Origin of the sequence: Streptomyces sp. MK37H (assembly GCF_018035285.1) — a bacterium.
Taxonomy (GTDB): Bacteria; Actinomycetota; Actinomycetes; order Streptomycetales; family Streptomycetaceae; genus Streptomyces; species Streptomyces endocoffeicus.
Genome location: NZ_JAAAYH010000026.1, coordinates 19,790 through 44,158, shown reverse-complemented (window position 1 = coordinate 44,158; position 24,369 = coordinate 19,790). Strand labels below are relative to the sequence as shown.

The 24,369-nt window shown below is 69.4% G+C and carries 18 protein-coding genes and 6 pseudogenes; 12 read left to right on the top strand and 12 right to left on the bottom strand.

What is annotated here, in order from left to right; genetic code table 11:
* A partial coding sequence (locus tag GWI24_RS06660; RefSeq protein ID WP_210944964.1) for a lipopolysaccharide assembly protein LapB occupies positions 1-1,058 on the top strand: 1,058 nt, incomplete at its 5' end.
* Between the two features lie 709 nt (positions 1,059-1,767).
* On the opposite strand, the gene GWI24_RS06655 is transcribed toward GWI24_RS06660, so the two are convergent.
* The gene (locus GWI24_RS06655; protein ID WP_210944963.1) at positions 1,768-2,064 is read right to left on the bottom strand and encodes a hypothetical protein; all 297 of its coding nucleotides are present in this window, start codon (positions 2,062-2,064) and stop codon (positions 1,768-1,770) included.
* 239 nt (positions 2,065-2,303) lie between these two features.
* On the opposite strand from GWI24_RS06655, the pseudogene GWI24_RS06650 reads away from it, so the two are divergent.
* Positions 2,304-2,504: pseudogene (locus GWI24_RS06650) on the top strand (IS5/IS1182 family transposase); the annotation flags it as partial.
* A 22-nt stretch (positions 2,505-2,526) separates the two neighbouring features.
* Here the strand turns inward: GWI24_RS06650 and GWI24_RS06645 are convergent.
* Positions 2,527-3,447, bottom strand: a pseudogene (locus tag GWI24_RS06645) (NADP-dependent oxidoreductase).
* A gap of 1,021 nt (positions 3,448-4,468) precedes the next feature.
* Positions 4,469-4,819, bottom strand: a complete 351-nt coding sequence (locus GWI24_RS06640) for an integrase (protein WP_247615974.1) — start codon at positions 4,817-4,819, stop codon at positions 4,469-4,471.
* Positions 4,820-5,575: 756 nt separating this feature from the next.
* On the opposite strand from GWI24_RS06640, the gene GWI24_RS06635 reads away from it, so the two are divergent.
* Positions 5,576-6,325, top strand: coding sequence for an RNA polymerase sigma factor (locus tag GWI24_RS06635; protein ID WP_210944962.1), 750 nt, complete (start codon positions 5,576-5,578; stop codon positions 6,323-6,325).
* On the top strand, positions 6,322-7,269 hold the full coding sequence (locus GWI24_RS06630) for a CU044_5270 family protein (protein WP_210944961.1): 948 nt from the start codon (positions 6,322-6,324) through the stop codon (positions 7,267-7,269). Before GWI24_RS06635 ends, GWI24_RS06630 begins: the two co-directional genes overlap by 4 nt.
* 55 nt (positions 7,270-7,324) lie before the next feature.
* Here the strand turns inward: GWI24_RS06630 and GWI24_RS06625 are convergent, their stop codons facing one another.
* Positions 7,325-7,633 (bottom strand): hypothetical protein, encoded by a 309-nt coding sequence (locus GWI24_RS06625; protein ID WP_247615973.1) that lies wholly within the window; start codon positions 7,631-7,633, stop codon positions 7,325-7,327.
* A gap of 237 nt (positions 7,634-7,870) precedes the next feature.
* On the opposite strand from GWI24_RS06625, the gene GWI24_RS06620 reads away from it, so the two are divergent.
* From GWI24_RS06620 to GWI24_RS06610, 4 genes and pseudogenes are all read left to right on the top strand, one after another.
* The gene (locus GWI24_RS06620) at positions 7,871-8,506 is read left to right on the top strand and encodes a CBS domain-containing protein (protein ID WP_210944960.1); all 636 of its coding nucleotides are present in this window, start codon (positions 7,871-7,873) and stop codon (positions 8,504-8,506) included.
* Positions 8,507-8,752: 246 nt separating this feature from the next.
* Positions 8,753-9,008 (top strand): annotated as a pseudogene (locus tag GWI24_RS44930) (transposase); the annotation flags it as partial.
* A gap of 20 nt (positions 9,009-9,028) precedes the next feature.
* On the top strand, positions 9,029-9,259 hold the full coding sequence (locus GWI24_RS06615; RefSeq protein ID WP_247615980.1) for a hypothetical protein: 231 nt from the start codon (positions 9,029-9,031) through the stop codon (positions 9,257-9,259).
* A gap of 77 nt (positions 9,260-9,336) precedes the next feature.
* A complete protein-coding gene (locus tag GWI24_RS06610) occupies positions 9,337-9,621 on the top strand; it encodes a hypothetical protein (protein ID WP_210944959.1) in 285 nt (94 codons plus the stop codon).
* 18 nt (positions 9,622-9,639) lie between these two features.
* Here GWI24_RS06610 and GWI24_RS06605 read toward each other — a convergent pair whose 3' ends face one another.
* The 4 genes from GWI24_RS06605 to GWI24_RS06590 form a co-directional block, all read right to left on the bottom strand.
* On the bottom strand, positions 9,640-9,867 hold the full coding sequence (locus GWI24_RS06605) for a hypothetical protein (protein WP_210944958.1): 228 nt from the start codon (positions 9,865-9,867) through the stop codon (positions 9,640-9,642).
* Between the two features lie 497 nt (positions 9,868-10,364).
* Positions 10,365-11,444, bottom strand: a complete 1,080-nt coding sequence (locus GWI24_RS06600) for a LacI family DNA-binding transcriptional regulator (RefSeq protein WP_210944957.1) — start codon at positions 11,442-11,444, stop codon at positions 10,365-10,367.
* 28 nt (positions 11,445-11,472) lie between these two features.
* Entirely contained in the window at positions 11,473-12,531 is a 1,059-nt protein-coding gene (locus tag GWI24_RS06595) for a Gfo/Idh/MocA family oxidoreductase (protein ID WP_210944956.1), read from the bottom strand.
* The gene (locus GWI24_RS06590) at positions 12,528-13,655 is read right to left on the bottom strand and encodes an FAD-binding oxidoreductase (RefSeq protein WP_210944955.1); all 1,128 of its coding nucleotides are present in this window, start codon (positions 13,653-13,655) and stop codon (positions 12,528-12,530) included. The genes GWI24_RS06595 and GWI24_RS06590 overlap by 4 nt, the downstream gene beginning before the upstream one ends.
* Positions 13,656-13,957: 302 nt before the next feature.
* Between GWI24_RS06590 and GWI24_RS06585 the strand changes: the two genes are divergently transcribed.
* The 3 genes from GWI24_RS06585 to GWI24_RS06575 are packed head-to-tail and all read left to right on the top strand — an operon-like array spanning position 13,958 to position 19,037.
* A complete protein-coding gene (locus GWI24_RS06585; protein WP_210944954.1) occupies positions 13,958-16,018 on the top strand; it encodes a hydantoinase/oxoprolinase family protein in 2,061 nt (686 codons plus the stop codon).
* 2 nt (positions 16,019-16,020) lie between these two features.
* Positions 16,021-17,685, top strand: coding sequence for a hydantoinase B/oxoprolinase family protein (locus tag GWI24_RS06580; RefSeq protein WP_308343524.1), 1,665 nt, complete (start codon positions 16,021-16,023; stop codon positions 17,683-17,685).
* A complete protein-coding gene (locus tag GWI24_RS06575) occupies positions 17,685-19,037 on the top strand; it encodes an MFS transporter (RefSeq protein ID WP_210944953.1) in 1,353 nt (450 codons plus the stop codon). Before GWI24_RS06580 ends, GWI24_RS06575 begins: the two co-directional genes overlap by 1 nt.
* Before the next feature lie 198 nt (positions 19,038-19,235).
* Here the strand turns inward: GWI24_RS06575 and GWI24_RS06570 are convergent, their stop codons facing one another.
* The 4 genes and pseudogenes from GWI24_RS06570 to GWI24_RS46780 all read right to left on the bottom strand — a co-directional run.
* Positions 19,236-20,111 carry an aminoglycoside phosphotransferase family protein gene (locus tag GWI24_RS06570; protein ID WP_210944965.1) on the bottom strand — a complete coding sequence of 292 codons (876 nt, stop codon included), beginning with the start codon at positions 20,109-20,111 and terminating at the stop codon, positions 19,236-19,238.
* A gap of 141 nt (positions 20,112-20,252) precedes the next feature.
* A complete protein-coding gene (gene icmF / locus GWI24_RS06565; RefSeq protein ID WP_210944952.1) occupies positions 20,253-23,483 on the bottom strand; it encodes a fused isobutyryl-CoA mutase/GTPase IcmF in 3,231 nt (1,076 codons plus the stop codon).
* A gap of 217 nt (positions 23,484-23,700) precedes the next feature.
* Positions 23,701-23,874 (bottom strand): annotated as a pseudogene (locus tag GWI24_RS46785) (Tn3 family transposase); the annotation flags it as partial.
* Positions 23,875-23,986: 112 nt separating this feature from the next.
* Positions 23,987-24,079 (bottom strand): annotated as a pseudogene (locus tag GWI24_RS46780) (hypothetical protein); the annotation flags it as partial.
* Between the two features lie 45 nt (positions 24,080-24,124).
* Here GWI24_RS46780 and GWI24_RS44920 point away from each other — a divergent pair.
* Positions 24,125-24,322: pseudogene (locus GWI24_RS44920) on the top strand (hypothetical protein); the annotation flags it as partial.
* Positions 24,323-24,369: the final 47 nt, after the last annotated feature.

Below are 24,369 nucleotides of genomic sequence, written 5' to 3'. Positions count from 1 at the left end.
CCGCCCACACCCACCTCACCCACCCCGGCGACATCAACAATCTCGCCGACTCCGCCCAGGACAGATGCCGTCTGCAATGGGCCTATCACCTCCGCCTCCGAGCCGCAGACCGCGGCAACGCCGATGCACTGGTCACCCTGGCAGTGATGCGGAGGGAAGCAGGAGACCGTGAGGGCGCCGAAGCCCTCTACCGCCGAGCCGCTGAAGCCGGAAGTACCGACGCCCAGGCTTACCTGGCACGGGCACGGGAAAAAGCCGGAGACCTTGACGGCGCCGAAACCCTCTACCGCCAGGCCGCCGATGCCGGCGACACCCTCGCCCGAACCCACCTGGCGATGATGCGTGAAGAGGCTGGAGACCACGAGGCCGCCGAAGCCTTCGCTCGCCAGGCCGCAGACGCCGGCAACCCCATCACCCTGGCCATTCTGGCGATGATGCGGGACAAGGCTGGAGACCAGGAGACCGCCGAAACCCTCTACCGCCAAGCCGCCGACACCAGCGATCCCGTCGCTCTGTCCATTCTGGCGATGATGCGGGAGGAGGCCGGGGACCGCGAGAGCGCCGAGACCCTCTTCCGCCAAGCCGCCGATGCCGGCAGTACCGACGCCCTGGGCCATCTGGCAAGGATGCGGGAGGAGGCCGGGGACCGCGAGAGCGCCGAGACCCTCTTCCGCCAGGCCGCCGATGCCGGCAACCTCGTCGCCTTCTCCGACCTGGCATGGATGCGGGTGGAGGCCGGCGACCACGAAGGCGCCAAAACCCTCTACCGCCAAGCCGCCAGCACGGGGAACACACTCCCGCTGACGCACCTGGCCGAGATGCTGGTGACGGCCGGGAATCGTGAGGGAGCCGAAGCTCTCTACCGCCAAGCCGCCGATGCCGGCGACACCCGCGCCTTGGCCAGGCTGGCACGGATACGGGAGGAAGCCGGAGACCACGAGGGCGCCGAAGCCCTCTACCGCCAAGCCGCCGACACCGGTGACTGTTTCTTCCCGTCCGAAGGACGGTGGCCGTACGGATTGGATCCGGACGGTACGCCCACACCCCCTTGGTGGTGAACCAACGGCCCCTTCAACGTGGCTTTCGCGGAGTCGTGCTGTGTGGCGCCCTCATCCTGCCGGCCCACCTCACCGGCCACAGTGCCCTCGAAGTCCAGGACGCCGGCAACGGGTTCGCCATCAAGAGCTGGGCGCCCTTCACCCGGTACCAACACCGGCTCCCGGACCGCCCCTACGACAAGCCGCCGCCCCGGGATCATCCGGGGCCCGCGCCACCAAGCGCCCCGAGCTGGAGGCCGCCGTGAAACTCGCCGGGAGGAGCTGAAGGCCAGCGACGTCGGCCTGGAGTTCCGCACCGGCGAGCTGGCGGGCTCCCACGACCCCTCCGGCATCGTGTTCACCGTGCTCGCTGCGATGTCCGGCACGGAACGGCCGTGACTGATCACCGCGGAGGATTCATTGCGCTGTCGGCTGCGAGTTCCGAACCGACGGCCGAGATGCGGCGCACCAGCGGGCGGTGCCGGCACTGCAGCCGGTCAACGGAAGCGATGTGTCGGGCTATCCCGACATTCAAGCTCCCGGCGTCGGGCCGACCCGGCATAGGGCCGCGCTGTGCCGGGGTATCCCGGCACAGCGCGGCGATCGCGCCCAGGTACGCGGCGATCACCGCACAGGGCCTGCGAACGCACGGAGGCCCTGTGCGGCACATCAGTCGCGGTCTGCCCGCCCCTTGGCGCTCGGATGGCCTTGCACGCAGAGGGTGGCCTGTCTACACCCAGGCCACGGCAGTACCAGAGCAGCGCCGCTCACTGCCGTCGTAGATCGAGTGGTCGCAGATGAAGAACCGGATCTCCTGTCCGGACTTCCAGGTCGAGGGGATGGCCCGGCTCGTGGACTGGCTGGTTTGGCCGATCCAGCCGTGGTTGTGGGTGAACGAGCTGCCGGTGGCCACGTTCGTCACGTACAGGGTCGCAGCGCGGTCATTGTCGTAGGTGTTGCCCCAGATGGTGAACCGGTTGGCAGCGCTGTCGTAGCGCGCACCCGTGGCGTTGCCCGGTGACTGCACGTCGGTGATCGCTCCAGCGGACAGGCCTTCATCACCTGGGGCACCAGCACCGAGATCGTCAGCCGTTCCACAAGGCGGGTCGCGGCTCTGGTCGCACCGGGCCGGGCACCGGGGGCGCTGCCGCAAGGCGCTGGCCTTGGACAACGCGCCCCAGCAGCTCCCCGGCCACGCCGACTACTTCCCCGCAGCGCCCCCTGGCCGTGGGACTCCATCGGATAAGGGCCCCTGCCGCGCGGCGCCGGACGAGGGCGGTCGAGCCGACCTACGGCTGGCTGATGCTCCACCGCCGCCTGGCCCGCGACTACGAAACCCTTCCCGCCCGCTCCGAAGCCATGATCCACCTGGCTATGGCCGACCTCATGGCCCGCCGCCTCACCGGCGAGAACATCACCTCCTGGGACGACCCCGTAAAGACCCACCAACCGCAGATTCCAGGATGAAACGACGGGAGAGAACGACCTCTCAGTCTTCGGTGACGCGGATGATCGTCTTACCGGGGGTGCGCTTGTCCGGCGTGAACGCGGAGGCAGCCCCGGCGAGCGGCCGGACGGCGCCGACGATCGGCTTGAGGCGGCCGTCCCGCAGCCGCTGGGCGAGGTCGGCCAGGCGGGCCCGGTCGGGTTCGACGACGAAGAAGACGGCTCGCCCGTCGCGGGGGTGGACGGTGACCGGCTCGGCGATGGTGACCAGGGTGCCGCCGGGGCGGACCAGTGCGGTGGAGCGTTCGAGGATTTCGCCGCCGATCACGTCGAACACCACGTCGACCTCGCCGATGTCCGCCAATCCCTCGGCCTAGAGGTCGACGAAGGCGTCCGCGCCCAGGCCGAGGGCGGTGTCGCGGTCGCCGGCCCGGCCGGTGCCGATCACCCGGGCGCCGACCTCGCGGGCCAGCTGCACGGCGATGGAGCCGACGCCGCCCGCAGCGCCGTGGATGAGCACGCTCTGGCCGGTGATGAGGTGGGCGTGGTCGAACAGGGCCTGCCAGGCCGTGAGCCCGGAGATCGGCAGTGCGGCGGCCGTGAGGTGGTCGACATCGGCCGGGAGCGGGGCGAGGTTGCGGGCCTCGACCGCCGTGTACTGGGCCAGGGAGCCGTTGCGGGCCCAGTCGGCCAGACCGAACACGCGCTGCCCGACCGTCAGGCCGGTGGTGCCGTAGCCGAGCTCGGTGACCACGCCGGACAGCTCGTGGCCGGGCACGCTCGGGGTCCGGTCACGACCGGCCCGGTCGGTCCAGGTGCCGGGCCAATCCAGCTCGCCCGGGGTGAATCCGGCGGCGTGGACCTCCACGATCACGTCGTTCTCGGCGGCGCGCGGGTGGGGCAGCTCGGAGAGGGTCAGGCCGCTGACACCGGCCTCGCGGTCCTGGACGGTGATGGCTTGCATAAGGGGCACCTCTGAGTAGGGGGACGCTCAGGGAGCGGGCATCGCGCCTGGTGGGCGATGGCATCGGCCCCGCAGAAGGCCACCCGCCCGCCATGACCAATCCCAGCGCCGTCCGCCCCTGTCCGCCACCGCACACAGCGGCGGACGAAGGACGGCTGACAGGCACCGTTGTGGTCACGCCCTGAACCCTAGGAGGGAAGCGGCCCAAACATGTGGGCCACTTACATTGACTTCCCGTGGGCCATTTACGTAACTCCGGTTGCCCCCAGCCACACACGTTCTCGCGACCTCCCCACACCAGGGCGTCGAGACGATGGCCGACATGACACCGGCCTTGGATGGCGCGTACGACTTCGTCCCGGACGGCGACACTCGGCCTCGCCCGCCCCGTCCCGCACGGTCCTTCGGCATTCCGCGGCACCCGCGCGATCGGCGGTCCGCACGCCGATGCGACGGCGCTCTCCGTGCGAGTGGGGTGAGCCGATCAGGATCCGTCCCCGCATGCGACGCCACGAGTTCGGCTTTCTACTCCGTTCGAGTGAAAAACGATGGAGCCCGGACTAGAGCCTTCCCCGGCATTTACCATGCTGCAGGCTGGCTAACGCCTGGTCCCACGAACAGCTGGAACGCGCCCATCCAGCTGATGCCGCTGCTGACCGTCATCCCACCGATGGGCGGCAAACGGGGCCGGACCCGGCAGCGGCCGAGGGAGCTACGCCGACCATGGCCAGGGCGGCGACTGCTACCGCCGCCAGGTCTGGGCGCACGGCGCCAAGCCCATCTTCACCCGTCGGGAACCCGAACGAGCACGGACGAGAATCCGCCTCGCACACCGGCCTCAGCAGGAATTTCAGCGCGACCCGCACGACTCGGCCACGAACAGCGGAAATCGGAAGCGGACTTGACTCCCCCGGTCGGCCAGGCGCGGCAATGGACACCCGGCGTTCCGGGAACGGCCGACAACAGTCCTCTCCCAACTCCACGGCCGGCTCTGCGGGCGCCGATAAATCATCCGGCCTGGTCACCGCGGCACCTGGATCCGCCGGTGCCCCCACGTCGGATTCTCCCTCGCCAGCCGTAGCACGAGCTTCTTGATCGCTGCCGGGGTGGGTGGGCCTCCGGTGCCCCAGCGCGCGGTGTAGTCCCATTTCGCGGCGATGAACCTGCGGTGCCAGGCAAGCAGGGTGCCGGAGGTGACAGGGAAGATCTTGAGCCAGTGGCGCCGGGGTATCAGCCCGGACAGGGCGGCGAACCAGAACCGGTCGGCGGGCTCATAGCGGACCGAACCGGCAAACTGGCGACGCAGGACCGCGTTCTCGTGCCGCAGCGCCAGCAGTTCCGCGTCCTTCGCCGTCCCACGACGGAGGGGCACCGATGGATGCGTCAGCAGCGCCCGGGTCACCTTCTACAACAAGGACACGATCACGGAGGACATGATCCCATCGGCGGGCGGCACCCTGCCCACCAGCGGCGATGACTTTTCGAGCGGCACAGGGTCTTGCCCGCGTCGATGCCGGCCCAGATCGCGGCCATGTGGTGCCTCCGTGCGGTGTGGTGCTGGTGACTCCCGACGGACGACCTCGCTGTCGATTCCTTACGGAGCGATCATTCGCAATTCCTCATTGGCAGCCGAGTCGTCGTGGGACGTCGGGCGGCCAATCGATGCCAGCCACGAGTGGCAGAAGGTTGAAAGCCACACCCGACGTCCCTGGGTGGGTGAACCATACGAGGGGTTCGCCCGGTCCCGCAGAACAACGTAGGGAAGTTTGAGTGGTCGATGTGGCGGCCTCACTGGCCTACCGACAAAATCCGTCTGCCTGCGGTTTTGCCCTTTCCGGGCGTCCGGCTACCTGGGGACCAACGGCTGATTACGCCATCTCCATGAGCATGGGGCGTAGGCCGGTAGCGAGTGCCGGATCGGATCGTCCGAGTTCGTCCGTCGCGGCGGTGAGGGTTGCCCCGGCAACCGCCACGACACCTGTGCACGACGAGACCTGCCGAGACAGCAAGGTCGTGGCGTGTCCGCGTCGACTCTGCCACTAAAAGGAGAAATGCCCCGCGACTCCAAGGTGTGCGGGTGTGAGCGCCGTCACTGGGACGAGGGGCGCCGAGCGGACAGGGCTGGGGCGTGGAACTTTCCCTACGTGACCGGATACGAGCCGGTGACCCGGCGGCGTTCACCGAGCTGTTCGGCGCGCATGCCCGGGCCGTGTACAGCCACGCCGCCCGGCTGACCGGAGACCGGGACGCCGCCGAGGACGTGGTGTCCCTGACCTTCCTGGAGGCGTGGCGGCTGCGGGAGAAGGTGAGACCCGACGCCGCGGCTTTCGAAGGTGACGGCCAGGGTGACGGGCTGCGGCCCTGGCTCTACGGCGTCGCCACCAACGTCCTGCGCAACACCCGGCGCGCCGCTCGCCGTCACAGCGCCGCGCTCGCCCGGCTCCCGGATCGCCCGGCGGACCACGACACGGTGCCCGACTTCGCGGATGAACTCGTCGGCCGCCTGGAGAACGCCGAACGACTCGCCGCCGCTCGCACCGCGCTCGGCCGGCTCCGCAGATCCGAGCGCGAGGTGTTCGCCCTGTGCGTCTGGTCGGGGCTGAGTTATGCGGCGGCGGGCGAGGCCCTGGGCGTACCGGCCAGCACCGTACGGTCGCGGCTCTCCCGGGCCAGGCAGCGCCTGCGGCGCTTGGCGGAGGCGGAGTTGGCCCGGCCCGCCTCCGGGCGACGGCCGCCCGACCGTCTGGGGCCGCCAAGTGTCCCTGAATCAGGAGATATTCGAGCCAATCCAGAAAAACCGAGACTCCGTTCGCGCACCGGACAGGTACCAGGTGGCCGCACCGAAGCGGCCCGGTCGACACAGGAGAAGCACCGATGAACCCCGACGAGCGCGAAGCACTGGCCAGGCTGCTGCCAAGCCCGGGTGAGCCGGTCCTGCCGGACGACCGCCATGACCTGCTGCAGGAGCATCTGATGCGAGAACTCGCCCAGGAAGTACTGGACTCCCGTGAGACCGCGACGGCGCCCGGGGCGCGCAAGCCCGCCCCCCGTCGCCGGTTCGCCCTGATCGCCGTACCCCTCGCCACGGCCACCGCGGTCACCGCCGCGATCGTCGTCGGCACCGCCGGATCCGAGGCCCCGACCCCCGATCGCGAGGCGGCCGACCTCCTGAACCGCATCGCGACGGTCGCCGCCGAGAAGAAGCCCGTGACCGTCCGCGACGACCAGTACGTCTGCATCAGCACCCAGGGCTCCCAGAAGATCGAGGGTGACGGCGAGGACAGCGGCACCCAGATCTTCCGCCGCTCGGACTGGACCGCGGTCAACGGCAAGCGCCCCGGCCTGGCCCGGATCACCAGGCTGTCGGGCCCGCCCCTCCCGGGGCATGACGTCCCCAAGGGCACCCCGGAGGACATGACGCTGTACGCCGACCCGAACGTCACCACCTACCGCGAGCTGGAGGCGCTGCCCACCGACCCCGGCGCGCTGCTCAAGAAGATCTACGCCGACACGGGAGACAAGGGCTCGATCAACCGGGGTCAGGCACTGGAGAGGATCGGCGACATGCTCGCCGACGCGACGCTCCTTCCCAAGGTGAACGCCGCGCTCTACCGCGCCGCGGCGAGGATCCCGGGCGTCTCGGTGGTCGAGCACGCCAAGGACTTCGCGGGCCGCCCGGGCATCGGCCTGAGCTTCAAGGACCGTGATGACCGCGGCACATGGGTCTTCGACAAGAAGTCCCTCCATTACCTGGGCTCGGACGAGGTGGCTCTGCTCGGCGCCGGAGTCGTGGACAAGGTCGGCGAGGCTCCCCGAAACTGAGGCTCCGCCAAGCGGTGGGGCGGAGTCTTATGCGCCGCCCCACCAAAACCACGTGTCACTCGGCCACACCGTGCGACATGTCCCGCATCGCGATTCCACTCACTGTCAAAGGACTGAAGCCCATGGACTCGGCGTCCCCCAGAGGCCGCCGCCGGCACTGACGGGGGTCGTAGGTGGTCTGCAGGCGTAGGCACGGGGTGAACGCGGCGGCCGTGCCTGCGTCGGTCTGGGCGAACGTCCAGCCCTCGTCGAGGGGGAAGGCCCATGCGGTGCGAGGGTCGACGGCGCCGGGCCCGGCGAGGTGGCGGGGAAGGACCTGCACGGTCTGGGCCGGGTCGAGGTTCTCAAAGGGGTGGGTGATCACGGGCAGGGCTTCTGCTGGGAGAGTGCGGAACGCCGGGGACTCCCGGCCGTAGGACCGCCGGCCTTCCCCGCCAGGCCGAACGTCGCTGGTCGCCGGAGCGGCGCGGTGCTGTCATGGGTAGGGTGGGGAAGACGGCGTGGACGAGCCGGCCGGGCCGCGGAGGTCGGCGCACCGCGCGGGGGCCGCCCGGGCGGACCGACGCCGGCGCCCCGTCGCGAAGCGGAGGAGGCCGATGCCATGCTGCACCGCCGCACGGTCGGTGACGTGATGACCGAGGAGGTCGTCACCCTCCGGCCCGACACGCCGTTCCAGGAAGCCGCCGCCCTGCTGGACGCGAACGACATTGCCGCGGCTCCGGTCGTCGATGACAACGGCGCCCCCATCGGCGTGGTGTCCGCGTCCGACGTGCTGCGGCACGAGACCGGCATGCCCGATCCGCAGGGACAGGACGGGAACGACGAGCACGCCTGGGGCAAGGCCCGGGCCCGGACCGCAGGCGCGCTCATGAGCAGCCCCGTCTTCACCGCCCGCGCCGACTGGACCATCCCCCGGGCCGCGCGCGAACTCCGCAGGCGGCACGTCAAGCAACTGCCGGTGGTCGGCGACGACAGGCTCCTTGGCATCGTCAGCCGCAGCGACCTGCTCGACGCCTTCATCCGCTCCGACGTCGAGATCCGCGACGAGGTCGAGCAGGACGTCCTGGGACGCATCCTCGGCCTGGACGAGGGCACCGTCGCGGTCGAGGTCCGCGACGGGGACGTCACCCTTCGGGGCCACGTCCCGCAACCGCGTCTCATCCCGGTGGTCGTGGGCCTCTGCCAGGGCGTCGACGGTGTCGTCACCGTGGACGCCCACCTCGTCGCCACGGGCTAGAACCGTATGGAGGGTCGGCGCCTCGCTCGTAAGTTGGCGCGGGTTGCCGTCACATGGTGGTGACGGTGGAGCCGCAATTACGGGAGGGCGCCGGTGCTGTTCGAGCGTACGTGTGTCGGGCCGGCCGTTCATGCACGATCGATTGTGGCGTGCGCGGTCGACAGCCAGTCGGGGGAAGTCCGGCCGTTGCGGCTGTCGCCGAAGACGGACCTTGTGCTGGCGTGGGTGGCTTCGTTGGACGGTCCGGTAGCGGTGGTTTATGAGGCCGGGCCCACCGGGTTCGGGCTGGCCAGGGCATTGTCGGCGGCGGGTGTGCGGTGTGTGGTGTGTGGTGGTGGCACCGTCGAAGATCGAACGGCCGTCGAGGGACCGGGTCAGGACCGACCGCCGGGATGCCGAGCGGCTGGCGCGGCTGCTGCGGATCGGTGAGCTGCCGTGTGTGCGGGTGCCCAGCGAGGCCGAGGAAGCCGCCCGGCACCTGGTACGGGCCCGCGAGGACGCTCGCTTCAGTACCGGGAGGCCATGGAAGCCGTCACAGAAACCAAAGCCGAGGGGCACGCGCCACCTGAGATGGAGGCGCCGACCGAGCCGAAGGGCAAGGTTGTCGACCTCATGTCCGCCCTCCAGGACAGCGTGCGGGCCGCGAAGCAGGCCCGCGGCGAGGAAGGCGGCGAAGGCGAGGTGCGGGAGATACGGCCCAAGACGAAAGCCCCCGCCAAGAACGCTCCGGCGAAGAAGCGGCCCGCGTCCTGAACCCGTCCTGCGTCATCCGCCGAAGCATGGGCATACGAGGGTGGACCTGAGGGGGGACCTCCCGAAGGAGCACCGCCATGATCAAGAAGCTGCACGACATCGGCCTGCGCTCGGAGCACGCCTACACCGCCGCCGTCGCCTCCATCGGCCTGTCCATCTTCACCTGGGCCACATCCCTACGCGCCGAACCCGGTAAGGGTCTCGATCGGGCAGACCGGTGGGGCATCTTCGTCGGCGAGTGGGCGCCCACGTTTTTCTGCCTCGGCCTCGCCCTGTCCCACTACGAGCAGGAAGAAGGCTCGCTGATGGGCAAGGCGCACGCCGATGGGGAGCGGCAGCGGCAGATGGCGAGCGCCCCGTAACACGATGCTCCACAGCTCTCAGCGTGGGGCGAAGGAGGCCAGTGGCCCCGGCGCGTCAGCGGGCGGCGGCAGGCCGTAGTTCTGGGATCGCGCCCGGGAGCCGGACTCGGCCTTCACCATGCGTGCGCAGTGATCCATCTTGTCGGTGACCCGGCTGACCGCCTGTGGGGCGATGCGCTTCAGCGATGCCTCACAGTCGAAGTCGCTGAACGCGTCGGCCGGGCTTTCCGCCATCGGCAGTGTCACGTCGAATCTCGCGCTCCATCCCCGTCTCCACGGCGACCGAGCAGCAGGACGCGGCCTTCCGTGTCGGCCACTGAGCACCGGAGACCTCGTGTCGCCGCAGGGTCCCGGCGACACCAGCGCGCTCCGGACCAGGCACGGGTCAACTCATCGCCACGTCCGGTGAGGCGTCGGCGGACGTCCTTCCGCTTCCGGCGGCGCAGCGCCGTCCACCAGCTGATCACCCGGTGCCAGCGAAACTGGCCAGGGAGCTCCCCGAAGCGCGTTTCCCTTTCGGCCAGTCGTGCCTGCCGGCTGTCAGCCGGTGCGATCCGGGATCGGCGTGCGCAGCCGTGGCGAGTACATGAGACCGCCGGCGGCCCGTGAGATGGGTCGGTGGCCTGGGTGGTGTCCAAGCACGGCGATGTCTTGCGCCGCCTCCGGACGGCCGCCCACGCAGACTGCCGCCAAATGAATCGATCCCGCGCCACGCCGCAGCGGCCCGGGCGGGCGATGGAAGGTCAGCCGAGGTGGCTCGGGGGCGCGGTGGAGTCCCTGGTGATCAGCCGCGCGGGCAGCAGACGGGTCGCCGGTTCGCGGGTGGGGTCGGCGATGGCGGCCAGCAGGTCCTCCGCGGCGGTGACCCCGATGACCTCCGTCGGCTGGGCCACCACGGTCAGGCGGGGCCGGACCAGGGGTGCCCACTCATGGTCGTCGAAACCGATCAACGATACCTCCTGCGGACAACGCCGCCCGCTGTCCTGCAGGGCCGCGAAGGCGCCGACGGACAGCACATTGTCCGTGCAGTAGATCGCCGTGACCCGGGGCGTGGCCTGCAGCAGCCTGCGGGCCGCCGCATAGGAGGCCGTGCTGGAATAGGCGCTGTGCGCGACGTGCTCGGACCGCACCGTCAGACCCGCGTCGGTCATCGCCCGCACATAGCCGGCGAGCCGCAGGGTGCTGGGCCGGTCGACGGTGGGGGCGGGATCCGCCTTCCCGGCCGACGCGGCGTCGTACCGCGCCTCGCTGATGATCCCGATATGACGGTGCCCCAGCCCGATCAAATGGTTCACTGCCAGCCGGGACGCCTCGATGTTGTTGACGGAGACAAAGCTCGATCCGGTGATCTTCGGAGCCGGGCGGTCCAGCAGGACCAGCGCGGTACCGCTCTCGGCAAGCTGCCTCAGGTGGTAGGCGTCGGCCCCGCTCACAGGTGCCACGATCAGCCCGTCCACCCGCTTGGTGGCCAGCACCTCCACCGACCGGCGTTCCAGCGTGGGCTCCCCGTCGGTGCTGCTGACCAGCAACTCATAACCATGCTGACGGACCGTTCGGGCGATGCTCTGCAGTGCGGCGGAGAAGAACCGGTTGCTCATGTCCGGGATGACGACACCCACGGTCTCGGTGTTTCCCGTGATCATGCTGCGGGCCACACCGTTGGGCCGGTAGCCGAGCTCCGCCGCTACCCGGGCGACCTTCTCCCTGGTCCGCGCGCTGACCTCGCCGGCACCGGTGAGCGCGCGCCCGGCCGTGGACTTCGACACCCCTGCGGCCTTCGCCACATCGACGATGGTGACGGACTGCTGAGCGGGCCGTGTCACGACAGCTCCCACCTCCCTCCCCTACCCGTCACGCGGTCGGCCGCGCAGCCGGACCACATTCAACCACCGATCGCTGATGGATCTGCTCTATCAGCTCGATCACCCGGACCGCCTCCCTCGGGTCCACCGGCAGCGGACTGCCGGAGAGCAGGGCATCGGCCAGCCGGGCGTAGAACTGCGCATAGCTGCCGGCCAGCGTCGGCACGGGCCGGGCCGCGCCGTCGATGCCCAGTAGCCCCCACGCCGACTCCGGTTCAACGCCGAACGACGGGTCGGTGGGGGCGGCGCCGGCCTTGAGCGCCGCTTCCTGCGGATCCAGACCGTACTTGGTGTACGCGCCCCGCGAGCCCAGCACATGAAAGCGCGGGCCGACCTGAGCCGCCAGACCGTTCATCCACAGGTACGAGTGCACCCCCGAGTCGTGCCGCAGCACCACGAAAGAGTCCTCGTCGGCCGCCGCGCCCGGCCGGCGGGTGGCCACCTCGCTGTACACCGGCACGGCGTCACCGAACAGCAGCAGCGCCTGGTCCAGCAGATGCGCGCCGAGGTCATAGAGGATGCCGCCACCCTCCGCAGTGGTCGCGGTCGTCTTCCAGGAGTCCCCCCGGTCCGGCTTCCACCACTCGAAGCGCGACTCGAAACGCCACACCTCGCCCAGCTCACCGCGTTCGATCAGCCCCCGCAGGGTGCGGAAGTCACCGTCCCACCGACGGTTGTGGAACGCCGTCAGCGGCCGCCCCAGCCGTTCGCTCTTCTCCACCAGCGCCCGGCCCTCGGCCGCGGTCACACTGAACGGCTTGTCCACCACCACTCCGACACCCGCGTCCAAAAAGGCGTCCGCCAGTTCGGCATGGGTACCCGAAGGCGAGCCGATCACCACCAGGTCCACCTCGGCCGCCGACGTCAGCAGTGCGTCCACATCCGGCAGCACACGCACGGAGGGATAACGGGCGGCGGCCTCCGCCCGGCGGCCCTCGTCCCGGGTGACGACCGCGCTGAGCGCGTAGTGCGGATCAGCGGCGATGAAGGGGGCGTGGAAGACCCGGCCCGCCGTGCCGAAGCCGATGATCGCGGTACGGATGGTCATCGGCGGAACCTCTCCGGCCGGAAGGCGGCCAGCAGCACGTGCGGGCGGCCGGTGACGATCTCGTCGGCCAGGAGCTCACCGGCGATCAGGCCGAGGGTGGCGCCGCTGTGGGTGAACGCGACATGGCAGCCGGCGATCTCCTCCAGCTGTCCGAGCACGGGCTCCCCGTCCGCGGGAATCGGCTTCGGACCGGCCGCATAGGACTGGAGCGGGAGCCTGGGCGTGCCCGCGAGCACAGCTGACGCCTCAGCGAGAAGGCCCTCCACGGTGGACTGACGCACCTCGAAGGTGCCGTCCTCATGCCGGACGATTTCCTCCTCGGACCATCCCGAGTCCAGTACCAGGGCCCCGTCCGGGGTGGGCCGGATCGATACGCGCGGGGTGTTCAACACGGCGCGCAGCGGGGCGTTCACCCGTTCGGTGCGCACCAGCAGCGAAATGGGAGTGCGGTCACCGAGAGGCACACCGAGCCTGCTCAGCATGGCCGGTGTGCCGGCGCCGGTGGCCAGGACTACCGCGTCGCAGTCCCAGGTCAGCCCGGACCGGGTGGTCACGCCGGTCACCCGGCCGCCCGCGGTCCGTACGGTGGCCGGCCCCGCTTCGGTGACGACCTCGCCGCCGAGTCCGGTGAGCTCCTTGGCCAGCAGCTCGATCAGCGGCGGCAGGTCCACCCAGCCCTCGCCCGGATTGAAGATCGCTCCACATCCCGGCACCGCCGCCGGATTGACACCGGGCGTCACCGCCGCGATCTCCCCCGGGCTCAGCCAGTCCGCCTCGTAGCCGTTGGCCCTCTGGTGGGCGAGCCGCTCACGGAAATCAGCCTCCTGCTCCGCCGTACCCCAGGCCAGCCCGCCGTCGAAGCGCAGCCAGTCCAGGCCGGGCTCGCGGGCGGCCAGCGTGCGGTAGCGGTCGATGCCCAGCACCCGCAGCCGGTGGTACTCGGGCGAGCGGATGGCGGCGGAGTTCAGCCAGGCGAGCGAGCGCCCGGACGCTCCCCCGGCCAGAGCGCCGTCCGACACCAGCGTGACGGCCGCGCCGCGCCGGGCCAGCCGGTATGCCGTGGAGACGCCCAGAATGCCGCCGCCGACAACGGCGACGCGAATCTCCTGTGCTGTGGGAGTCATGCCTCTTCTTCCCTTGTCCGCCGGCTGCGGGACTGCCGTCCGGAAAACCTGTCCTCATTCCGGGAACGTTCCCGGACCCTCTGTGCTGACCATATACCGTCGCCGCCGAGAGCGGTCAAATGGCAGTGCCGTGATCGTTGTGTTATCGACATGTTTCGCTGCCCCACGGGGTCCAGCAAGGGTCTTGACCCCGCAAATCAGCTCTGCCTAAAGTGACGCCCACTCTTCCGGGAACGTTCCCGGAACGGAGGTCGGGCCACCAGTATCCCGGCGCATTGAAAATCTCACGAGGCAAGGCATCCATGAGCCTGAGAATCGGTGTGGACACCGGCGGCACCTTCACGGACGTGTGCGCGTATGACGAGGCGACCGGACAGATCCACGTACGCAAGGTCTCGTCCACGCCAGACGACCCCGGCCGGGCCATCGTGCGCGGACTTCACGAGCTGCTCGGCCAGATCGGCGGCCGGGACATGGCCGAGGTCGGCTATTTCGCGCACGGCACCACGGTGGGCACCAATGCGCTGCTCACCGGGCGAGGCGTGCGTACCGGCCTGATCACCACCCGGGGCTTCCGGGACCTGCTCGAACTCGGCCGCGGGCGCCGCCCGGACATGTACGACGCGCAGGCGGACAAGCCCGCTCCCTTCGTGCCGCGCGATCTGCGCCTGGAGGTGACCGAGCGGGTGCGGCACGACGGCCGGGTGGAGATCCCGCTGGACCCGGCCGAGGTGCGCCAGGCCGTGCGCGTGCTGAAGGAACAGGGCGTGGCAGCCATCGCGGTCTGTCTGCTGTACTCCTACGTCCGGCCGGACCATGAGCGGAAGATCGGCGAGATCATCCGCGCCGAGATGCCCGACGCCCACATCTCGCTCTCCTGTGAGGTGCTGCCGGAGTTCCGTGAGTTCGAGCGGCTGTCCACGGTGGTCACCAACGCCTACATAGGCCCCGTGGTCGCGGACTACCTGGCGCGGCTGCGCGGCGCCCTGGCCGCCTCCGGGCTGCGCTGCGAACCGCATGTCACCCAGTCCAACGGCGGCATCATCCCCTTCGTCACCGCCGAGCGGCTGCCGGTCCGGCTGGTGCTGTCCGGGCCGAGCACCGGGGTGGTCGGCGCCGCTGCGGTCTGCTCGGCGGCAGGCTTCGGCGACATCATCACCTTCGACATGGGCGGCACCTCCTCGGATGTGTCGCTGGTGCAGAACGGCGACCCCAAGGTCACCGCGAGTCTGGAGATCGACGGACGTCCGGTGCGCTCGCCGATGCTGGACATCCACACCGTGGGCGCGGGCGGCGGTTCGATCGCGTGGATCGACAGCGGCGGGCACCTGCGGGTCGGGCCGGCCAGTGCCGGAGCGTTCCCCGGACCGGCCTGCTACGGCCACGGCGAGGAAGCCACCGTCACCGACGCCAATGTGGTCCTGCGGGTGCTCAACCCCGAATATCTGCTCAACGGCCAGCTCAAGATCGATCACCATGCCTCCCACCGCGCCGTGGGGCGCCTGGCGGAGCGGCTCGGTCTGTCCGTACCGGAAACCGCGCAGGGCATCATCGATGTCGTCACCGCCAACATGGCCCGGGCGATCCGGGTGATCTCCGTCCACCGCGGCTATGACCCGCGCGACTACGCGCTGGTGCCGTTCGGCGGGGCCGGCCCGCTGCACGCGGCCCGGCTCGCCGCCGAGCTGGGCTGCACCACCGTCGTGGTCCCCGAGACCCCGGGCGCGCAGTCCGCGCTGGGGCTGCTGATGACCGATGTGCGCAGCGATTTCATGCGTACCTGTCGGCTGCCCGTGCACCAGGGCACCGCCGGTCAGCTGTCCGAGGTGCTGGACGAGCTGGTCGCGAGCGCGACGCAATGGTTCGACAGCGAGGGCATCGACCCCGCCCGCCGGTGCATCACCCGTGCGGTGGACATGCGCTACCGCGGCCAGAACTACGAACTCGGCGTGGACCTTCCGGACGACGGCCCGGTCACCGTGGACACGGTGCGCCGACTGCTGGCGGACTTCGGCGACGCGCACGACCGGATGTACGGCTACCGGCTGGCGGATGAGTCCGTCGAGGCGGTGACCTTCCGGGCACAGGCCGTGGGCGCGGTCTCCCGCGCCGAGCTGGTGCGCTCCGCCCCCCGGGGCGGCACACCCGAAGAGGCCGTCACAACCCGCCGCCGAGTGCATCTCAAGGAGGCCGGCGCCGAAGTGGACTGCCCCGTGTACGACCGGGCCCGGCTCGAGGTGGGACACCGCCTTACAGGGCCCGCGGTCATCGAGCAGATGGACAGCACCACCCTGCTGCTGCCCGGCGACATCTGCGAAGTGGACGAACTACGCAACCTGATCATTCGAACCCGAGGGGTCTGACCGTGACGACGCAGCGGGAACTGGACGGTGTGCTGGTCGAGGTTATCGGCTCGGCACTGGCGACCGTCGTGGAGGAGATGAGCGGCACCCTCGTCCGGGCCGCGTTCTCCACCAACATCAAAGAGCGCCGTGACTGCACGGCCGGGCTGTTCGACACCGCGGGCAACGGAATCGCCCAGGACGAGGGCGGCTCACCACTGCACCTCGGTTCGCTGATGGGAATTGTCGGCAGCATTCTGGAACGCTACCCGGTCGGGCAGATCGAGGACGGTGACATCTTCATCGGCAACGACCCGTACAACGGTGGCGGCTCACATCTGCCGGACATCGTGCTGGCCACCCCGGTCTTCGTGGACGGCGAGCTCACCGCGTGGGCGGCCACCCTGGCACACCACGCCGACTTCGGCGACCGCGGGCACGCGCACATCTTCCAGGAGGGGCTGCGCATTCCGCCGGTGCGGCTGGTGCGCGCGGGAGTGCAGCAGGACGAGTTGCTCGCGCTGATCCTGCTCAACTGCCAGGTGCCGGACGAGCGCCGCGCGGACCTGCGTGCGCAAGCGTCGGCGAACCGGCTCGCCGTGCTGCGCTACCGCGAGCTGTGCCACCGCTATGGCCGGGACATGGTGATGCGTGCCGGGGATGAGCTGCTCAACTACACCGAGCGGCGTACCCGCGCCGCGATCACCGCCATCCCTGACGGCTCCTATCGGTTCACGGATCTTTTCGACTGCCCGGAGCTGGACGAGGAACTGGAGCTGCAGGTGGCCGTGCGCGTGGCCGGCGACGAGATCTTCTTCGACTTCGCGGGCAATCCGCCGCAGGTGCGGGCGAGCGTCAACGTGGTGTGGACCGCGCTCTACGCCACGGTCTACTACTCGGTCAAGAGCCTGATCGACGCCGACATCGTGCCCAATGCCGGCATGTACCGGGCCATCCATATCGATGCGCCCACTGGCTCGATCGTGAACTGCGGCTACCCCGCGGCGGTGAACGGGCGCAGCGGAACCTGCCAGCGCATCGTCGACCTGATCCATGGTGCCCTGGCAACCGCGGTCCCGGCCCGGGTCACCGCGGCGAGCAATGGTGCGAACACCGGCGTGCACTTCTCCGGACACAATCCGCTGACCGGAAAGGAGTTCGTCTACCTGGAAACCATCGGCGGCGGCTCCGGCGCACGGGCCACCAAGGACGGGCTGGACGGAGTGCAGGTGCACATGACGAACACCTCCAATCTGCCGGTGGAGAGCCTCGAGACGGAGTACCCGCTGCTCATCGAGGCGTACGAGCTGATCGACGACTCCGGCGGCACCGGTGAGTTCCGCGGCGGCCTCGGCATCCGGCGACGGGTTCGCGTGGAGTGCGACGACGTGCACTTCTGGGTGGACACCAGCCGGCAGAAGTCCCACCCGTGGGGACTGTGCGGCGGTACGGAGGGAGCCACCGCGAACGTCGTCCTCAGCGACGGCGCCCGGCCGGTCGACCACGGATACACGGTATTGCAGCCGGGCCAGACCGTGACCATCGAGACGGCGGGGGCGGGCGGCTACGGCCGTCCGGAAGATCGCAGCCCGGAGGCCATCGACCGGGATCTCGCAGAAGGCAAGGTCTCCGGTCGCACCGCAGCACGCCACTACCCCGGGTACCGCACCTCCTCAAAGGAACTCTGATGGGCACCGACATCCCCGCGAAGAGCACCCGCCGCCGGGTGTACGCATCCGCCATGATCGGCAACATTGTCGAGTACTACGACTTCACGCTGTACGGCACCCTGGCGGCAGTGCTGGCCAAGCTGTTCTTCCCGTCCGACGACCCGACAGTCGCGCTCTTCTCCACCTATGTCGGGGTGTCCCTGTCCTACTTCATCCGCCCGCTCGGCGCCCTGTTCCTCGGCCCGCTCGCCGACCGCAGGGGCCGCCGGACGGTGTTGACCCTCACCATCCTGCTGATGAGCATCGGCACCGCCGGGATCGGTGTGCTGCCCACCTACGCGGCGATAGGCGCGGCCGCTCCGGTCCTGCTGCTGTTCTCCCGGGTGCTTCAAGGGCTGGGCGCCAGCGTGGAGTACACCACCGCCTCCCAGTTCATGCTCGAACACGAACCGGGCAGCCGCCGCCGCAACTACCTGGCGGGCCTGATGAACGCCACCTGCTCGGTCGGCTCCCTGCTCGGCTCCGCCGTCTCCTTCGTGCTCATCATCACCATGCCGGCGTCGGCCTTCGAGAGCTGGGGCTGGCGCATCCCGTTCCTGCTCGCCATCCCCATCGCGGCCGTCGGCTTCTACATCCGCAACAAGCTCGATGAGACACCTGAGTTCGAGGAGATGAAGCGCCAGATCGCCGCCGCCGAGGCGAAGCAGGCACCGCTGAAGGACGCGGTGCGCCTCTACTGGCGCGACATGCTCAAGGCCATCGGCCTCGGCGCGGGCCAGCGCATCGGCTCGTACACCATTCAGGCGTACTTCGTCACCGCCCTGATCACTGCCGGCTTCCCCACCTCGCTGGCGCTGCTGGCCTCCATGCTCACCTATGCCGTCGGGCCACTGCCCAGCGTCTGGGGCGGCGTACTCGCGGACCGCTACGGCGCCCGGCTGCCGCTGCTGGTCGGCTACGGCCTGTTCGTGGCGCTGACCGTGCCGACTTTCATGGCCATCAACAGCAAGTCCATCGTCCTTGCCGCCGGCGCCGTCGTGGTGTTCACCATCATCAACAATCTGGTGGCCGCGCCCCTGAACATCGCCTATGTACTGAGCTTTCCGCCCGAGGTGCGCTCCAGCGCGGCCGCGCTCAACTTCAACATCGGCACCTCACTGATCGGCTCGACCGCCGGCCTGGTCGCGGTCTGGCTGCACGACCTGACCGGCGATGACATCAGCTTCGGCTGGTACATGACGGCCGCGTGCGTGGTGTCCATCCTGGTCGCCCTCTTCGCCCTGCCGGCATCGGTCGACTACCGCGAGCCCGACTGGTCGTCCAAGGCCCCCCTGGCGATGCGAAAGCCCTCACTGGAGTCCAACTCCTGAAGAGCCGACCTTTGGGACTCTGCCGCCCGATTGAGTGGTGTGCATCATGAAGTCGCAGGTCACGGGTTCGGTCAGCGGGTGAAATCCGAGCCCTGCACCGAAGCAGGGTATCTGGGAGCGACCCGGCCGGGCGGCACGACACGTGGCTGACGAGAGCCGAGGTCACTCTGACCGGCATGAACTGATATTCGCGTGGGATCAGCAAGACAGGGCGAGTAGTTCGTCGATCACCGGCTCTGGACCGTCATAGGTGAGGTGCGCGATGGCTACCATTGGTGCGATCACTCGGCTCCAGGCATACAACCGGTCCCCATCGAGCCCGCACGCGGTCGCCACCCGCTGGCAACGGGCCTCGACACCCTCTTGTCCGGCGCCGGCCACCACGTAGTCGACGGCGTCGAAGCATGGGTCGCCTATGCATGCCTTGGGGTCGATCGCGATCAGACCGCGCGACGGGCCGCCGTCCAGGACGTTGCCGAGGTGCAGATCGCCGTGCAGCAACACGAGCCTGGCCTGACTGTCCAGCAACGTCTCACAGCGCAGTATCGCCCGCTGCCACGCGGCCTGGTCGATCCGTGCGCCGATGGCCGGCTCGGACAGCCGCCGGCCGATCCGGACGAAGGCCTCGTCACACCGACCACGCAGATCCCGTGGCCAGTGCGCGGGTGGGGCCACGGCGTGCAGTGCGGCAAGCAACTCTCCCCACTGCTGCGGCAATGACGTCTGCGGAATGTCCTCGGCCTCGGTGCCGGGCAGGACCTCCTCCAACACCATCGCCCCGGCCTCCGCGTCGGCGGACAATACGGCCGGCACCCGACCCGACGGCGCGAACACGCGCAGCATCTCCACCTGCTTGGTCAACAGTGTTCGATCCGGACTGAGTTTGAGAACCGCTGGCGTTCCGTCAGGCCATTGACAGCGCAAGACGACAGAGGAGGCTCCACTCCCGAACAGGTCACCGAGCACGAAACCCCACCGCGCGGCCAGCCGCGCAGCGAGGTTCGGAACCTCAGCGAGCCAACCCTCGACCTCGGGGCCGAATCGACCCACCAACCGCGCGCCGACCTCTTCCATATTCACCCCGGCAGCTTGCACCCCGAACTGCCGCCATGCACACACATATCGACAGAAGCGACGTTACGCGACGCGCCAGGCCGTGATCCGTACCCGCGCCACCTGTTCGTCAAGGTCGGTCCCACGTGCCTAACTTGCTGGTCAGACGTTGCGGCGGTACTGGCCACCGACCTCGAAGAAGGCGTCGGTGATCTGCTGCAGCGAGCAGACCCGGGCGGCGTCCATGAGGACGGCGAAGACGTTGCGGCCCTCCATCGCTGCCTCCTTGAGGGCGGCCAGGGCGGCGTGGGCCGTCTCGTGGTGGCGGGCCTGGAAGTCCCGCACCCGCGCCAGCTGGGACTCCTTCTCCTCCTCGGTGGCGCGCGCCAGCTCGATGGCATCGGGCTCGGCGGTGTCCGCGTGCGGGTTGCGGAAGGTGTTGACGCCGATGATCGGGAGGGTACCGTCGTGCTTGCGCTGCTCGTACAGCATCGACTCGTCCTGGATACGGCCGCGCTGGTAGCCGGTCTCCATCGCCCCGAGCACACCGCCGCGCTCGCTGATCCGCTCGAACTCCGCGAGTACGGCCTCCTCCACCAGGTCGGTGAGCTCGTCGATGATGAACGACCCCTGCAGGGGGTTCTCGTTCATCGCCAGACCCCACTCCCGGTTGATGATCAGCTGGATGGCCAGGGCCCGGCGGACCGAGTCCTCAGTGGGGGTGGTGACCGCCTCGTCGTAGGCGTTGGTGTGGAGGCTGTTGCAGTTGTCGTAGATCGCGATGAGGGCCTGCAGGGTGGTGCGGATGTCGTTGAAGTCCATCTCCTGGGCGTGCAGCGAGCGGCCGGAGGTCTGGACGTGGTACTTCAGCTTCTGGCTGCGCTCGTTCGCGCCGTACTTCTCCTTCATCGCCACGGCCCAGATGCGGCGGGCGACCCGGCCGAGGACGGAGTACTCGGGGTCCATGCCGTTGGAGAAGAAGAACGACAGGTTCGGGGAGAAGGCGTCGATGTGCATGCCCCGGGCGAGGTAGGCCTCGACGTAGGTGAAGCCGTTGGCCAGGGTGAAGGCCAGCTGGCTGATGGGGTTCGCGCCGGCTTCGGCGATGTGGTACCCGGAGATGGACACCGAGTAGAAGTTGCGGACCTTGTTCGCGATGAACCACTCCTGGATGTCGGCCATCATCCGCAGGGAGAACTCGGTGGAGAACAGGCAGGTGTTCTGGCCCTGGTCCTCCTTGAGGATGTCGGCCTGCACCGTGCCTCGGACGTTTGCCAGGGCCCCGGCGCGCAGTTCGGCCGTCTCCTCGGGCGAGGGGTCGCGGCCCTCGTCGGCGCGGAACCGCTCGATCTGCTGGTCGATGGCGGTGTTGAGGAAGAACGCGAGGATCGTCGGTGCGGGTCCGTTGATCGTCATGGAGACCGAGGTGGTGGGGGCGACCAGGTCGAAACCGTGGTAGAGGGCCTTCATGTCGTCGAGGGTGGCGATGGAGACACCGGAGGTGCCGACCTTGCCGTAGTTGTCAGGGCGTTCGTCCGGGTCACGGCCGTAGAGGGTGACGGAGTCGAAGGCGGTGGACAGCCGGGTGGCCGGCTGGCCCTCGGACAGCAGCTTGAAGCGCCGGTTGGTGCGGAACGGGTCGCCCTCGCCGGCGAACATCCGCGCCGGGTCCTCGCTGTCGCGCTTGAAGGGGAACACCCCGGCGGTGAACGGGAAGTGGCCTGGCAGGTTCTCCCCGCGCCAGAACCGCACCAGTTCCCCGTGGTCGGTGAAGCGGGGCAGGGCGACCCGGGGGATCTTGTTGCCGGACAGGGACTCGCGGGTCAGTTTGGTGCGGATCTCCTTGTCCCGGATCTTCACGACCTGCTCGTCGCCGGAGTAGGAGGCCACGACGGCGGGCCAGTTCCCGATCTGCTCCGTGATGTCGTACGGGAGCTGCCTGCGGGCGTCCTCGAGCAGCGACCGTACGTTCCCGGCGTCGGAGCCCGCCTCGACGAGCTCGGCCCCGACCGCCTCCAGACGCTGCACGCGCCTTGCCGCTTCGGCCAGCCGGGCGGTCTCGGCGTGGTATCCGCGGACCGTCTCGCTGATCTCGGCGAGGTAGCGCACCCTCTCCGCGGGAACCACCTGCCGGATGCCGGAGGAGTGGCGCACGTCGACCGGCACCAGCGTGCCCTCGGCCAGCGGCAGCCCCTGCTCGGCCAGGATGCTCTTCAGGTGCTGGTAGAGCGCGGTGACGCCGTCGTCGTTGAACGTGGCCGCCGAGGAACCGTACACCGGCATGTCCTCTGGCCGCATGGCGAATGCCTCGCGGTTGCGGACCAGTTGACGGCCCACGTCGCGCAGCGCGTCCTTGGCGCCGCGCCGCTCGAACTTGTTGATCGCCACGACGTCGGCGAAGTCGAGCATGTCGATCTTCTCCAGCTGCGAGGCGGCGCCGAACTCGGGCGTCATCACGTACATCGAGGTGTCGACGAACGGCACGATCGCGGCGTCGCCCTGGCCGATGCCCGGCGTCTCCACGATCACCAGGTCGAACCCGGCGGCCTTCACGACGTCGATCACGTCGGACAGGTGCTCGGGCAGCTCACGGCTGCCGCGGGTGGCCAGACTCCGGAAGAACACCCGGTTTCCGTCGAGGGAGTTCATGCGGATGCGGTCACCGAGCAGGGCCCCTCCCCCTCGGCGGCGGGTCGGGTCGACCGCGATCACCGCGACCCGCAGCTTGTCCTGCTGGTCGACGCGGAACCGGCGCACCAACTCGTCGGTGAGCGACGACTTGCCCGAGCCGCCGGTCCCGGTGATGCCGAGCACCGGCGTGACCCGCGCCCCGGCCGCGGCGCGCAACTGCTCCAGGAAGTCGGCCGGCAGCTGGCCGAGTTCGGCGCCGGTGATGGCGCGGGCGATCGCGAACCGGTCACCCGCCAGCACGGCGGCGACATTGGCCGGTTGACGATCCCAGAGGTCGAAGTCGCAATCCTTCATCACCGAGTTGACCATCCCGGCCAGGCCCATCCGCTGCCCGTCCTCCGGAGAGAAGATGGTCACTCCGCTGCCGCGCAGCCGGTCGATCTCCTCGGGCACGATGACGCCGCCACCACCGCCCACCACGCGGACGTGCTCCGCTCCCCGCGCACGCAGCGACGCCACCAGATACTCGAAGTACTCCACGTGACCGCCCTGGTAGGACGAGACCGCGACACCGTGTGCGTCCTCCTCCAGCGCCGCGTCCACGACCTCTTGCACCGACCGGTTGTGACCGAGATGGATCACCTCCGCGCCCTGGGACTGGAAGATCCGTCGCATGATGTTGATCGACGCGTCATGCCCGTCGAACAGCGCCGAAGCGGTGACCAGGCGGACGGGGTGCACGGGACGGTGCAGATCGCTCATGAGGGCCTTTCCAGACAGGTCAGAGGCGTCGGCTAAAGAGATAGTAGGACGTCCTAGTAAATTACTGGAGGCGAGGAGAGTGTGAAGAGGAGCACAGAAGCAGGGCGAGTTGCGCCCGCTCCTTCAGGGCACCGCGAACCAGCTCACCGCGTGGCGCAGAGCTGTTTCCGCATGTCGTGTGCCAGCAGCGGTGACGGGTGGTACCAGGCGATCAGCCGATGTCGGAATACGAGGCGGCATCCGTGGTGACGGTCTCCGGCTTCGGACCGCCGTGGCCGGGCGTGGATGGCATCCAGGATGAACAGCGAGTCGCGCAGCATGCCCGGCACGACCACCCCCCGCCCAGCCCCATCACCTGGTCGTTTACCACGTTCAGCCAGGTGGCGCCCTTGTGCCGCGGGCCGGAGTACGGGGATTCGAACCCGCGTTCTCCCCGGCAAGCAGCTTGGCACGGGGATCGCATCGGCGACGAACCGCACCACGGAGGCCGGGACCGCCGTGGGGTTCTCGATCAGGAAGGTGCCGAGCATCCGCACCGTGCCCCACCACACCGCCCACCCCAACCGGGTCGCCGGGCGGCGCTTTGCCCGCGCCAGGCCCAGGGCCTTGGCGTCCAGGCGGAAGAGCCGTTCCAGCCCCCTGACGCCGAGCTCTGCAAGGAGGGGAACACCGTCGAGCGCCTGATCAACAAGCTCAAGGCGTGGCGGGGCATCGCGACCCGCTACGACAAGACCCCGGAAAGCCACCTCGCCGGGCTTCAGCTGCGTGTCTCGGTGATCTGGATCAAAGACCTCACCCGAACCAGAGCCGAGAGCCGCGCAGGTCATCGAGGGGCGTAGCTTGTCGGGATCGCAGTTGTGGGCTGTCTGCGGCAGCCGCGTTCCCG